Genomic DNA, 13496 nt, shown 5'->3' with positions numbered 1-13496 from the left:
CTCATCGAGCTACCAGTGTCAGCGCTTCCTGGCTGATTGGTAGGCGGCACCGCGCTCTCGTTTCCCGACTGAAACCACTACAACGACCACTCGCTCGTCCTCGACCCGATAAACCAGGCGATAGCCGGAAGTCTTCAGTTTGATCTTGTAGTGACTTGGCATCTCTCGCAGGGCATCGGCTTGAACCCTTGGAGACTGGAGGCGTTCTCGGAGTTTTTTCTTGATCTGCTCGCGTACCGTGTGACCAAGCTTTTCCCATTCTTTCAGGGCGGAGGGAAGAAATTCGAGCTTATAAGTCATCGAGATCAACCGGTACTGGGGTTTCGCTGGCGCGCGCCTTGGCAATCTCCACCAGTTCCAGATCTTCCAGCCGCTCCATCATCGATTCGTACAACGCTGCTGGCACCATGTAACCCATGACACGGTTGTGATTGAGCACCGCGACCGGCATGCCCGCAGCGCCGGCCAGCACGCCGGATGGATTCTTTTTCAACTCGGATACGCTGACTGCCACGTCCGCCAGAATGTTTTGCATATTTTGGCCCTCAAATTTGGTCGCTATTTTGGTCTTTAAGTACTGGCCAAGCAAGTGTGACTTTGAGGAACAGCAGGCACAAAAAAGCCCGCCATCCACCGGCGGGCTTTTTCATTCAGGCTGCTAGCCCAACACCACTCAACGCTTCGGATTCAGCGTCAGGTGCACGTTGCGGTTCACATCCTTGTACAGCAGGTAGCGGAACGGGCCAGGGCCACCGGAGTAGCAGGCCTGCGGGCAGAAGGCGCGCAGCCACATGAAGTCGCCGGCTTCCACTTCGACCCAGTCCTGGTTCAGGCGGTAGACCGCCTTGCCTTCCAGCACGTACAGGCCGTGTTCCATGACGTGGGTTTCAGCGAACGGAATCACGCCGCCCGGCTGGAAGGTGACGATGTTGACGTGCATGTCATGGCGCATGTCGGCCATGTCGACGAAGCGGGTGGTAACCCAGGCGCCGTCGGTGCCAGGCATCGGGATCGGGGTGATGTCCTGTTCGTTGGTGACGAAGGCTTCCGGATGCGGCAGGCCTTCCACGGCTTCGTAGTGCTTGCGGATCCAGTGGAAGGTGACGTTGGCGCTGCTGTTGTTGCGCAGGCTCCACTCGGCGGCTGGCGGGATGAACGCGTAGCCGCCCGGCTTCAGGGTGTAGTTCTTGCCTTGCAGGGTGATATCGACTTCACCTTCGACGACGAACAGTACCGCTTCGGCGTTCTTGTCCAGCTCAGGACGCTCGCTGCCGCCTTCCGGCGCTACTTCGACGATGTACTGGGAGAAGGTTTCGGCGAAACCGGACAGCGGGCGGGCGATGACCCACATGCGCATCTTGTCCCAGAACGGCAGGTGGCTGGTGACGATGTCACGCATCACGCCTTTCGGGATCACGGCATAGGCTTCGGTGAACATCGCACGGTCGGTCAGCAACTCGGTCTGGGCCGGGTGTCCGCCGTGGGGAGCGAAATAGGATTTCGACATGGGGAGTCTCGCGGGGGGTGTTTGTTGTTGTGTCCCCGGGATCGGCTGGAACGGCCGGTCGACCGGGGCTTGCCGCTCTACAGTATGAGCATCGCAAGGCATCCACAAATTAAATGTTGGAATTCGTGGTATTCAATTACTGAATGGGGTGGCTGTTGTCGTCGGGATCATGAATGCCCTGGCGCTCGGCCACGGCGCGCAGGGTCATGAGGGTGATCATCGGCGCGTCGATAACGAACCGGTTGGCCAGCCAGGCGGGGATATCGCCGGCCGGATCGGCTTGCATTTCATAGGTGACCTCGGTTTCCCGTTCGCCCTTGGGCACCATGCGCCAGAGCCCCTGCAACTGTACGACGCGGATCTGTCCCGGTTCCCGCGGAACGCGGCCGGGCTGGGCGCTGAGCTGGCGGGTCAGGGTACCGTCGTCGCTGCGCTCGGTGTGCACCTTGAGCACCATGTCGCGGGTGGTGGCCGGCCAGGGCAGGGCGGTGGTCAGGTAGACCCAGGTATCGGCGCCCTCCACGCTGAGCAGGCGCATATCGGCGCAGGCGTACAGCCATTTGCAGGCGACCCGCAGATTTTCCTGGAGATCGCTCAAGGTGCGGACATCGGCCTTGATCGTGGTGACACCGCGAAAGCTCTGGTACTTCGAGCCGGGGACATCGCGCAGGTAGACCTGGATGCCGGCTTCTTCATGGGCCAGGTGCCAGGGTTCGGCGGCTTGGGCGGTGGTGGCGAGGAGGAGGGCCAGGAGGATAAGGCGGTGCATGACAGTGATCTGGGGTGATGGGGTGGTTTGCTAAGGATAGGCTGGATTTGTGGTGTTTTTACCGGCCTCATCGCTGGCAACGCCAGCTCCCACGAAGTCTTGTGTCGACCGGTGGGTCTGAGTACGACGCGGACCCTGTGGGAGCTGGCGTTGCCAGCGATGAGGCCAGCAAGAACACCACATCACCGAGGCGCCCGTCGGGAAACCGACGCGAACGCTCAGCCATTTCACCCTGATGCTTGGGATTTTTCCTATATATCCGCCGCTGATCGAGGTTCAGGATTTCCACGGAATCATTTCCATGGACATCCCCCTTGGTCAGCGGCCCGCCATTCTTCCGGCCCGACGCCCAGGTGGATACCCCGATCCACATGCGGCCCGGCGCTGATGCTTGCGATGGGTGCGTAGTTGCAGGGAGCTCTGCATGCCCGTCCAATCCGATCTGCGCTTTACTTTCAGCGCGGGCAACGAAGACTTTGAAGTCGTCGAATTTCGCCTGCGCGAAGGCCTCTCCGAAACCTTCCGCCTCGATATCGACCTGAGCTGCACCAACCCCGCCGTCGACTTCGCTGAAGTCCTCGACCGCCCGGCGCTGTTCACCCTCTGGCAAGGCGAACAGCCGGTGCGCTACGTGCACGGCTCGGTCAGTTCGTTCCAGCAGGGCGACACCGGTTTTCGCCGCACCCGCTATCACGCCGTGGTCGAGCCGCGCCTGGCGCGGATGAAGCTGGCCTCGGACTGGCGCATCTTCCAGACCCTCAACGTGCCCGACATCGCCACCGCGATGCTGAAGAAACACGCCCTCACTCTCGACTACGAGCAGCGCGTCACCAATCCCCATGAAACAAGAGAATATTGCGTCCAGAGCGGGGACTCAGACTATTCGTTCGTTGAGCGGATCATGAGAGAAGAAGGCTTCTTCTACGGCTTCCGGCACAGCGCCGAAGGCCACCGCCTGATCCACTGCGACCGCCTGTGGATCTTCGGCAAGCAGCCCGGCCTGCCGGTGGAATACAACGCCAAGCCCGGTGGCGACCGCCCCGGTCCGGCCCTGCATCGCTTCATCTACACCGAAAACGTGCGCACCGCCCGCCAGGTGCAGCGCGACTACAGCTTCAAGAACCCCAAGTACAACCAGCAGACCCGTCGCGAAGCCAGCGACCTGCAGCACCAGAACCGCAACTACGAGCGCTACGACTATCCCGGCCGCTACAAGGGCGAAGCTGGCGAGGCCTTCACCCGCGACCGCCTGCGCGGACTGCGTGGTGATGCCTGCCAGGTCATCGCCGAAGGGGACGATGCGCGACTGGTGCCAGGCATCTGTTTCGACCTGATCGGCCACCCCCGCGAAGACCTCAACCGCGGCTGGCGCCCGACCCATCTGGAGCACCACGGCAAGCAATACACCAGCCTCGCCGAAGACAGCGCCGATGCCCGCCAGGGCACCCACTACAACTGCATCGCCACCCTGGTGCCGGACGACACCGAATGGCGCCCCGAAGCCTTGCCCAAACCCCGCATCGACGGCCCGCAGCCGGCCAGGGTGGTGGGCCCGCCGGGCGAGGAAATCTATTGCGACGAATACGGCCGGGTGAAGGTGCAGTTCCCCTGGGACCGGGAAGGCAAGGAAGACGAGCACAGCTCCTGCTGGATCCGTGTGTCGCAGAACATCGCCGGGGCGCTGTGGGGGCATATGGCGATACCGCGAATTGGTCAGGAAGTGATTGTCGGCTACCTGGATGGGGATAGTGAGCAGCCTATCGTTATCGGGAGAGGGGTTAATCCCCTGCAGCGCCCGCCCTACGAACTACCCCGGCACAAGACCCGCATGACCCTCAAAAGCCAAAGCCACAAGGGCGATGGTTTCAACGAGCTGAGCTTCGAGGACGAGGCGGGCCAGGAAGAGGTTTTCATCCACGCGCAGAGGGACCAGAACAACGTCGTCCAGCATGACGAAACCACCTTCGTCGGGCACGACCGCAGCGAGCAGGTGGAAAACGACGAGACCCTCACCATCGGCCACGACCGCAAGGACACCGTGGGCAACGACGAAACACTGCTCATCGGGCGCAACCGGCGGCAGCGGATCGGCGAGGACGATGAGCTGGTGATCGATCGCAACCACAGCATCAGCATCGCCGGTGACCGAACCGAAGTGGTCGGCATTGACCGCCATGACACAACGACCGCCGATCACTACATCGAGATCGGTGGTCACCTGCACCAGCAGGTGCAAGGCGACGTCATCCTGCACGCGAGCCAGCGCATCGTGCATCACACCCGGACCCATGAAATCAGCACGGCCGACACCCTGGTCATCAAAGCCCCTGGCGGCACGCTGCGCATCGATGCGGCGGGCATCACCCTGGAAGGCATCGCCCTTGAGATGAAGGCTCCGCTAACGATCATCCCTGGCGGCAGTACTCACAGCATCGCTGCAACGGGGACTCCGAACATCAGCGAGTCGGTATGCGTGGGATGCCTGCTCAAGGCTATCGCCGAGGGTAGCAGCCTGATTCCGATGGAAGGGGGGATCGCCTGATGACGCCTTTTGCAGAAGCACTGATGGAGCAGCTTCGTGAGGACCCGAGCCTCAGGTTGACGGCCATCATGGAGCTGGCTCTTGTGCCGCTCCCGGCGCGTGAGCGCTTGATGGAACATTTCTCGCAAAGTGCGTGGCCGCTTCTGCATCAGCCATGCTTTGCCAATATCCGGGATATCGGCCCCTGGCTGCTCTCTTCCGGAGAACGCCTGAGCCTTGATGCCCAGTACGAATTTCACTGCAAGGTGTCCGAACTGGCAGGCGATGTGCCCTGGAGTTGGCTGGTCAGCTCCCAGGAGCCGGAGAGGCTCGCCAATCATCTCGGACAAGCCTGCATAGCCCGGATACCGGATGGCAGTTCCTGCCTGCTGCGTCCCTACACCACAGAAGCGCTTCCCGTCCTCTATGAGCGCCGCGATCTACCCGGCATCGACGACCTGTTCGCGCCGATCCGTTACTGGTGGGTGGTGCAACCGCAACCTCAAAAGAATCTCTGGCTGGACCACCGAGGGCATGACCGTCCCGATTTCTCCGGGCAGGTGTCGATTCGCCTTGATCAGCGCTGCGTGGACGCTTTGACCACGGATCCCCTGAGCCACAGCCTGGCTGATCAGCTACAGGAGGCACTGGTTTCCCAGGTCAGGGACAACTGCCGTGGCCACCGAATTGCACAAGTGCGTCGATTGTTGGCCGACGCACGCAAGCACGGTTTGACCCGGCAGGAAGACCTGGAGGCGTACGTCATTTTTGTCGCTCGCCACGGCCAGCTCCTGCATGACACCCCTGCATGGCAAGCCGCACTGGAAGCGGTGCGCGACGACGGCCATTCCCTCGCACAGGCGCTGCAGCAGCGCCTTCCCCGAAACGCAAAGTGAGCAATCATCCATGTACAGCTGGGAAGAATCCTTCGCGCTTTGCGAGCGTGTTCGCGAACTCCATGAGCGCAACTCCACCACCGGCCCTTTGGTGAATTGCACCCGCACCTTCACCTTCCTGCCGCTGCGCTATGGCGCGGTGGGCGGCAACGAAGCGCAGCGGGGACTGTTGCCGTTCCTCCCCCCGCATCTGAATCGACCCGCCAAGGTGGGCCGGCTCAGCGAGTCCGGCTATGCCCTGCGCCCCCTGCGCGAGGGCTTCCTGTATCTGCTGGTCAAGCGCATCGAGGAGCCCTACGTCTGGGACAGTCAGTACCGGGTTTCCGATGTGGGCACGCTCGAGATCATCGACCCGGACAACCCCTGGGCTCCACCGGCACCGGCCTTCGTTGCTGGCCAGGTCAAGGGACTGGCCTGGGTGCTGAGGGTTCACGACATGGACAGCATCGAGGACCTGCGTTTTCTCTACAGCCCGGTGCCCCTGACGCAAAAAGTCCGTGACCAGTACCGGCAGTTGTCCAGGTACCGCGACAGCATGACGGCGGTCGACGTTGCCGCAGTGATCGCGGAAAACCCGCCACGCCTGGACGGCATCCTCGCCCATGACGCCCTCGAACTCGTCGCGGACCTGGCGGCTGAAAACAAGCCCGGCCTGAAGGATCATCTCAAGTCCCAGGCATTCCAGCCGTTGCCGCCGCCATGGCTATCGGTCCGGGCGGAAATGAAACCGGCCGCCGGGGCCAAGGCGCAGCGCGGGGTTGCGGTCGTCCTCGACGATACCCTCGGCCTGGTCTAGGAGCTCAATGCCTGGCGCAACGCGAGCAGCGAGTCACTCGAAGCCTTCATGGCGCAAGAGGACGATGAAAAGATCGACAACCAGCGCAAGTTCACCATTGCCTTTGCCATCGACAACATCAGGAAGCTGGTCGAAGACGACGCGCAGGTCCGCTACTACGATCATCAGAAACACATCGGTGTGCGCTACACCGATCCCGAATACCAGGCCGCCAATCGCCACGCGGTGATCCAGTCGGCGGGCAACTACCAATCCTTCCGCAACCCGGCGCATCAACGCCAGGTGCAGGAGGCTGCCGCCAAGGCCGCCCGTGAAGAAAGCTGGGGCAAGTACGCCGGCTACATCGACGAGGCCATGCGCCAGGCGTTTCTCGCCCGCTACCGCGTCGAACTGGACAAGGCCGATACCGCCAGGAATGACCGCACGGCAGACCACCTGCTCTGGCTGCAAAGCGAACAGTTGCTCCAGGCCCTTGAGGTATTCGACCGCGACGACACCGAACAGGCGCTGCTGTTCGAAGACCAGATCGGCAAGGCCATCGCCGGGATGAATGCCACTGAGGCCGGCGAGGCGCTGCTGGAGCGCTGGCGCGATACGCCGCCGGCGCGGGAAAACCTGTTCTGGCGCTCGCTGGCGCAGAATCAGGAAGAGGCCGAAGCGGAAGTGGACAGCCTGTTCCAGGCGCGTGGCGAGCTGGAAGAGTTCGACTCCCTCACCTGGCAGGACCGCCTCAAGAAACTGACCGTCGTCTACGACCGGGCCCACGCCTTCATGGACACCCTCGCCGAGGGCGCGAGCGGGCCGCCGTCCAGCTATTTGGTGGGTGGTGCGCTGCTGATCAACACCCTGGGTAATTCGCTGTTTCAGAACAAGGCTGCGGCGATGCTGGACAAGACCACCAACAAGGTCGCGGCGGCAGTATTGCAAGCGCACCTGGGCCGCTATGCCCAGAGCTTCCAGCTGGAGATGCGTGGCGGCAGGTCGTTGAGCCGGGGCACGCTGGCCCGTATCGACCGCGCGGCGGCCCGCAGTTTCGACGAGGCGCTGCGGGCAGGCACCACGGGGCCGATGAGCGAACTGCGTCTCGGCGGCGTGCTGGTCTTTCTGGAAATGTGGAACCTGAGCAATCGCCTGTCGGTGGAGGACAAGCAGAGCCGACAGTACATCGAGGCGGTGGCGGCGTTGCTGGCGGTTACTGCGGCAGGGGTTGAGCTGGGTGCTGCGGCGGTGGCGTTTGGTACGCGGAGCAGTAATGCGGCGGTGCAGCAGGGGGCGAAGGTATTTGGGGGTGGGTTGCGGTTGGGGGCGGGGATTCTGGCGGGGGCGGCTGGGGTAGTGGGGGCTTGGTATGACGGTCAGGATGCTGTTGATAGTCGAAACCTGGGAAAGCACTCGATTGCCGCGCTTTATGCTTTGCGTGCATCTGCACAAATGGGGGCGGCGACTCTCTCGATTACTGTTGGTTTGGCTTATGCAAAACCGTACTTTGAATACCTACTCAAGAGATACGGAACCCAATTAATTATTGGAAAGGTGGTCAACTTTGGCGTGCAGGGATCGACTGCCCTAGCGGCGCGCATGGTGCCCATGCTCCGCCTATTCCTTGGGGTAAACATCGCAATCCTGGCTCTGTTGTTGGTAGAAATTTACTTGTTTCCGAACTCTTTGCAGAGATATTTGGATCACTGCACCTTCCGTAAGGAGCGTAGTAACGGAGTTGCCGATACAAGAGAAAAAGAAGTTGAAATCATGCAGCGCGCGATAGAAGGAACACTCTGATGTATTTTTTGGAAAGAGGTTTTGAGTGGTCCAAGACGCTGATGACTTACGAGGAGGCAACCGAACAAGCAATTAACCGAAAGCGACAGCCTGGGCAGGAGATGTTACATGCGCCAGAAGGAGTGGGGGAGTCGGTTTCTGATAAGGTCTACGACAATTCATCTGTTTATTTGCATAATGAAATATTTTTGGATGTTCGGACGCCGAGTGAGGAGAAAAGGGGGGTTGTTACTATATTTGCAGTTGTTTTGTATGGGATGATTATATATTCAATAGTAGTTAATTCAATGATCTCCATTGATCACGTTGTTGCCGGTCATGGATATCACGATGAGATACCGTTAACTACGGTTGACTACTTTTTTGCTGTGCTATTTCCGGTTTTTTGGCTGCTGGTGCTTGGGGTATTTTTGAAATATACATTTAAATTTTTTCGCTTAGAGTCATTCACAGCCCGCCGCATCATCGTCCGTTTCAACCGCATCACCCGCAAAGTTTACCTCCTCCGGCCTAAACACCTAGGCGGCATTCGCATTATGGATTGGGACAAGACCGAGATCATCGTCGACAAGAACATGAGCGAACTTGATGGCACGGGCGGCTACGTCATTCTCGGTTGGGAAAAAGGTGATGGAGTGGATCTGCAAGGAACACCCACCGACAACATCGAACTGACCTTCATCGGCAAACCCACCCGCAACGCCAGCGAGCTGTTGGCCTTCTGGGAATACATCCGCCGCTACATGGAGGACGGCCCCGCCGCCGCTCCAGCCCCCAAAAAGCTGATCTGCAAATTCCCCTGGCCATGGCTCTCGCTCAAGGCCGCCTGGGGCCTGGATACCAGCTTCATACGTCATCGCGAACTGAGGGTCTTCGTTCTGATCAACCTGCTGATGTGGCCGGCGATCCTGATCCACGCCATCGGTCACTGGCTGTCGCTGTTGCTGTGTTACGAACCGCGTTTTCCGAAGTCCATTGAAGAGGCAGGGCGTTAGCTTTATGGGCTCCTGCAAAGAAAAGGAAGTTGAAAACATGCAGCGCGCGATGGAGGGCACACTCTAATGTATTTCCTCGAGCGGGGCTTCGAGTGGTCCAAGACACTGATAACTTACGAAGAGGCTACTGAAAGATCAAATAATCGAAAGCGGCAGGCGGGACAGGAAGAGCTTCACGTTCCTATGGGAGTGGGTGAATCAGTTTTTAGTGAGGTTTACGATAACTCTTCACTTTACAGCTACAGTGATAGGTATATTGATTTGCGGACCCCGGGCGACGAGAAGCGCGGTGTAATTACAATATTTGCATTCTGCATATATGGGATGATTGTCTACATGATTTGTAGTCTTTCAGCTATTGCTGTCGAACGCATGGTTTCCGGTAGTAGACATGATGGGGTCGCATTGGAGGCTTATGAGTATTTTGTTCTTTCGCTGTTTCCGATGTTTAGTATTCTAGTACTGTGCGTTTTTCTGAAGTACACCGGCCGATTCGTTCGGCTAGAGTCCTTCACAGCCCGCCGTATCATCGTCCGTTTCAACCGAATCACCCGCAAAGTCTACCTGCTCCGCCCCAAACATCTCGGCGGCATCCGCATCATGGATTGGGACAAGACCGAGATCATCATCGACAAAAACATGAGCGAGCTGGATGGCACAGGTGGTTACGTCATTCTCGGTTGGGAAAAGGGTGATGGAGTGGATTTGCAAGGAACGCCCACGGACAACATCGAACTGACCTTCATCGGCAAACCCACCCGCAACGCCAGCGAGTTGCTGGCTTTCTGGGAATACATCCGTCGCTACATGGAGGACGGTCCCGCCGCGGCTCCAGCCCCTCAAAAGCTGATCTGCAAATTCCCCTGGCCATGGCTCTCGCTCAAGGCGGCCTGGGGCCTGGACACCAGCTTCATACGTCATCGCGAGCTGAGGGTCTTCGTTCTGATCAACCTGCTGATGTGGCCGGCGATCCTGATCCATGCCACCGGTCACTGGCTGTCGCTGTTGCTGTGTTACGAGCCGCGTTTTCCAAAGGCCATTGAAGAGGCAGGGCGATAGTTATATGGGGTCCTGCGAAGAAAAAGAAATTGAAATGATGCAGCGCGCAATAGAAGGAACACTCTGATGTACTTCTTGGAGCGCGGCTTCGAATGGTCCAAGACGCTGATGACTTATGAAGAGGCTACTGAGAGATCCATAAACCGAAAACGACAGCCAGGACAAGAGGAGCTTGATGCGCCGGATGGGGTGGGGGATTCAGTGTCAACTTTGGTCTGTGATAATAAGTCTATATATTTTCATGGCGATAGATATATTGATGTCCGCACCCCGAGTGATGAAAAGCGAGGCGTGATCACTGTATTTGCAGTTTGCATATATGGAATTATTATTTACGCCTTTGTGATGACAATGGTCATTTCTATAGAGCAATTTTCGCTCGGCGGGCGAGGCAGTGAAGTTGTGCCGCTGACTACAATAGACTACTTTTTTAATGTGTTGTTTCCACTACTTTGGCTTGTGGCTCTTGGCGTATTCCTGCGATACACGCTTGGCTTCTTTCGAATGGAGTCTTTCACCGCGCGCCGCATCATCGTCCGTTTCAACCGAATCACCCGCAAAGTCTACCTCCTCCGCCCTAAACACCTAGGCGGCATCCGCATCATGGATTGGGACAAGACCGAGATCATCATCGACAAGAACATGAGCGAACTGGATGGCACGGGCGGTTACGTCATTCTCGGTTGGGAAAAGGGTGATGGAGTGGATCTGCAAGGAACGCCCACGGACAACATCGAACTGACCTTCATCGGCAAACCCACCCGCAACGCCAGCGAGTTGCTGGCTTTCTGGGAATACATCCGTCGCTACATGGAGGACGGTCCCGCCGCGGCTCCAGCCCCTCAAAAGCTGATCTGCAAATTCCCCTGGCCATGGCTCTCGCTCAAGGCGGCCTGGGGCCTGGACACCAGCTTCATACGTCATCGCGAGCTGAGGGTCTTCGTTCTGATCAACCTGCTGATGTGGCCGGCGATCCTGATCCACGCCATCGGTCACTGGCTGTCGCTGTTGCTGTGTTACGAGCCGCGTTTTCCGAAGGCCATTGAAGAGGCAGGGCGCTAGCGCCCTCAAGATCGACGCGGTCCCGGTAATTGGATGGACCGCGTCGCATGGTTAGTTTGGGCAAACCCGACCCATGCCGCGATGAGGCCGGCAAGAACACCACTTCATCCGAGGCTTAGAACATCCACTGCACCCCCAGCGAATAGCCCGCCTGATTCCCTTCATCATGGGCAAAGCGACTATTGGCCTCGGCAAACACGCCCAGTTGCTCGGTCACCATCAACTGCGCCCCCAGCTGTGCCCGGCCGAAGTCCTTGTCGACCTTGCCCAGCTCCGCCGTGCGCACCCGGCCGTCGGCCCGGGCCGTCAGGTCGATTTCGTCCAGGCGCCCGTCGGCCAGTTCCCGTACCCAGCGCACGCTGGCGTAAGGTTTGATGGTCATCCCGGCGCCAAGCCCCAGGCTGCCATGCAGGCGCCAGCCGAGACTGGCCTCCAGCCCCTCGTAATCCTGCCGCTCATAACCCAGCGCGGTACGCAGCGATTCGTCCTCGTTGAAGTCGTCGATGCGGTAGTGCACGTAGTCCAGCCCCGCCAACGGCCCGGTCTTCAGCCCGCCAATATCGAAGTCATAGCCACCCTCGACCCGTGCTCCCCAGAACAGCGCCGAGGTATCCCCGGACAGGCGCTGGTCGAGCAGCACCGGCCCGCCATTGGCCTGGATGAACACCGAGCGTCGGGTGTCGAAGCGGGTATGCCCGGCGCTCAGCTCGCCCGCCAGCCACTGCGGTCCGCCGTCGTTGAGCAGGCCGAACACGCCGACCTGCCAGGTGTCGCCCTCGACCCGCCCGCCATGGTCCAGGCTGTCGCGGCTGCGCTCGAAGCTCAGGCTGGCGCCGACGGTGGCCAGCTCGCTCAGGCGATAGTCGCCCAGGACATGCACGTCGATACGCTTCGATTCTGGATTGCCCGCCACGTCGAAACCGCTGTCCGGCGACACTTCGCCCTCGACCCCCACCTCGCCATCGAAACTGCCCACCGCCCGCTGGCTGCCGAGCAGGCCCAGCCAGCGCCGGTCATGCAGGCGGGTCATGGCCTGGTGCTGGCGCTGCAACTGATCTTCCATCTGCCGCGCCATGGCCCCGCCCGAGGCGGTGGAGGCGAGCAGGTCGGCATTGGTCAGTTCCAGCACCAGGCGCGTCAGCAGCCGCGAGAAGTCGCGCAGGCGCTGGTCGATGCGCTCCTGGCCGAAGGCACCGGTGAGCACGGTCTCGTTGTCTTCGGCGGGATCGTGCCAAGTGGAGCCGCCGGGGATCGCCGGGTTGTCGGTCTGCTCGTAGCCATCCAGATCGCCCAGCTCCCAGTTGGTCGCCTCGATGAATAGCACCGGCACGTTCAGTCCTTCGAAGCTCTCGCCGTCGCTGCAGCAGCCGGTACCGGCGGGGTAGTCGGCATTCAGGCCAGGGTTGGTGAACAGGTCGATCTTCAGTTCGCTGGCGATGCGCAGCAACTGGTCGCGATAGGCGCCGAGCGCCGGGTTGTCCACGGCATTACTGCCGGCATGGGCGTACATCTTGTCGCCGGTGATCAGGCTGTCGAGGTTGATCATGCCCAGCAGATTGGCGCGCTGGCTGTCGCTGAGGGACGCGACGTAGGCCCGTGAGCCGCGCAAACCTTCTTCTTCCGCACCGAAGCCGACCACTTCCAGGCCGTTCTCCAGTCGCAGCCCGCCGAGGTTGCGGGCGATCTCGGTCAGCACCGCTGCCCCCGAGGCGTTGTCGTCCAGGCCCTGCAGGGTAGGGCGACCGAAGTAGGTGTCGAAGTGGGCACCGAGCACCACGTAGTTGCTGGTGGTACCGGCGGCGGAGGCGATGACGTTCTGCGAGCTGCGGGTGCCGGCCCAGGTGAAGTCCTGGCGGCTGGTCTGGTAGCCGTAGCTCAGTTGCGCCTGCATCCAGTCGGCGGCGCCGGCGAAGTTGGCGGTACCGCGGTAGCGGCCCGGATAGTCGTGGATCAGGCGATCCAGGGTCTGGCTGGCGTAGTCCCCGTAGTCGTAGGCCCCGGCCCCCAGGGGCAGCAGGGCGGATCCGAGGGCAACAGCGATGGCGAGCGGTTTGAGCACGGCACTTATCCTTGTGTGTCGTTAGGCGGGAGCATCTTGGCGATGCGACGGCC

General features: G+C 60.2%; 12 protein-coding genes. 7 read left to right on the top strand and 5 right to left on the bottom strand.

The window, feature by feature from the left end:
- Positions 1 to 18: 18 nt before the first annotated feature.
- The 4 genes from ACODSK_RS02090 to ACODSK_RS02075 form a co-directional block, all read right to left on the bottom strand.
- The gene (locus ACODSK_RS02090; protein ID WP_489013513.1) at positions 19 to 300 is read right to left on the bottom strand and encodes a type II toxin-antitoxin system RelE family toxin; all 282 of its coding nucleotides are present in this window, start codon (positions 298 to 300) and stop codon (positions 19 to 21) included.
- On the bottom strand, positions 290 to 535 hold the full coding sequence (locus tag ACODSK_RS02085) for a type II toxin-antitoxin system prevent-host-death family antitoxin (protein WP_489013511.1): 246 nt from the start codon (positions 533 to 535) through the stop codon (positions 290 to 292). The genes ACODSK_RS02090 and ACODSK_RS02085 overlap by 11 nt, the downstream gene beginning before the upstream one ends.
- Positions 536 to 673: 138 nt before the next feature.
- Positions 674 to 1507 (bottom strand): bifunctional allantoicase/(S)-ureidoglycine aminohydrolase, encoded by an 834-nt coding sequence (locus tag ACODSK_RS02080; protein ID WP_489013510.1) that lies wholly within the window; start codon positions 1505 to 1507, stop codon positions 674 to 676.
- A 136-nt stretch (positions 1508 to 1643) separates the two neighbouring features.
- Positions 1644 to 2276, bottom strand: a complete 633-nt coding sequence (locus ACODSK_RS02075; RefSeq protein WP_489013508.1) for an START domain-containing protein — start codon at positions 2274 to 2276, stop codon at positions 1644 to 1646.
- Positions 2277 to 2700: 424 nt separating this feature from the next.
- On the opposite strand from ACODSK_RS02075, the gene ACODSK_RS02070 reads away from it, so the two are divergent.
- The 7 genes from ACODSK_RS02070 (at position 2701) to ACODSK_RS02040 (ending at position 11384) form a co-directional block, all read left to right on the top strand.
- Complete coding sequence (locus tag ACODSK_RS02070) at positions 2701 to 4818, top strand: type VI secretion system Vgr family protein (protein ID WP_489013506.1); 2118 nt, start codon at positions 2701 to 2703, stop codon at positions 4816 to 4818.
- Positions 4818 to 5693 carry a DUF4123 domain-containing protein gene (locus ACODSK_RS02065; protein ID WP_489013504.1) on the top strand — a complete coding sequence of 292 codons (876 nt, stop codon included), beginning with the start codon at positions 4818 to 4820 and terminating at the stop codon, positions 5691 to 5693. Before ACODSK_RS02070 ends, ACODSK_RS02065 begins: the two co-directional genes overlap by 1 nt.
- Before the next feature lie 10 nt (positions 5694 to 5703).
- Entirely contained in the window at positions 5704 to 6489 is a 786-nt protein-coding gene (locus tag ACODSK_RS02060) for a toxin VasX (RefSeq protein WP_489013503.1), read from the top strand.
- Between the two features lie 48 nt (positions 6490 to 6537).
- On the top strand, positions 6538 to 8268 hold the full coding sequence (locus ACODSK_RS02055) for a T6SS effector BTH_I2691 family protein (protein ID WP_489013502.1): 1731 nt from the start codon (positions 6538 to 6540) through the stop codon (positions 8266 to 8268).
- On the top strand, positions 8268 to 9263 hold the full coding sequence (locus ACODSK_RS02050) for a DUF6708 domain-containing protein (protein WP_489013500.1): 996 nt from the start codon (positions 8268 to 8270) through the stop codon (positions 9261 to 9263). Before ACODSK_RS02055 ends, ACODSK_RS02050 begins: the two co-directional genes overlap by 1 nt.
- Positions 9264 to 9329: 66 nt before the next feature.
- Positions 9330 to 10322 (top strand): DUF6708 domain-containing protein, encoded by a 993-nt coding sequence (locus tag ACODSK_RS02045; protein WP_489013499.1) that lies wholly within the window; start codon positions 9330 to 9332, stop codon positions 10320 to 10322.
- Positions 10323 to 10388: 66 nt separating this feature from the next.
- Positions 10389 to 11384, top strand: coding sequence for a DUF6708 domain-containing protein (locus ACODSK_RS02040; protein WP_489013497.1), 996 nt, complete (start codon positions 10389 to 10391; stop codon positions 11382 to 11384).
- Between the two features lie 115 nt (positions 11385 to 11499).
- Here ACODSK_RS02040 and ACODSK_RS02035 read toward each other — a convergent pair whose 3' ends face one another.
- Positions 11500 to 13443 (bottom strand): autotransporter outer membrane beta-barrel domain-containing protein, encoded by a 1944-nt coding sequence (locus ACODSK_RS02035; protein ID WP_489013495.1) that lies wholly within the window; start codon positions 13441 to 13443, stop codon positions 11500 to 11502.
- Positions 13444 to 13496: the final 53 nt, after the last annotated feature.

This window comes from Pseudomonas sp. FG98, assembly GCF_057808595.1.
This window is presented reverse-complemented; position numbering and strand designations above follow the sequence as displayed.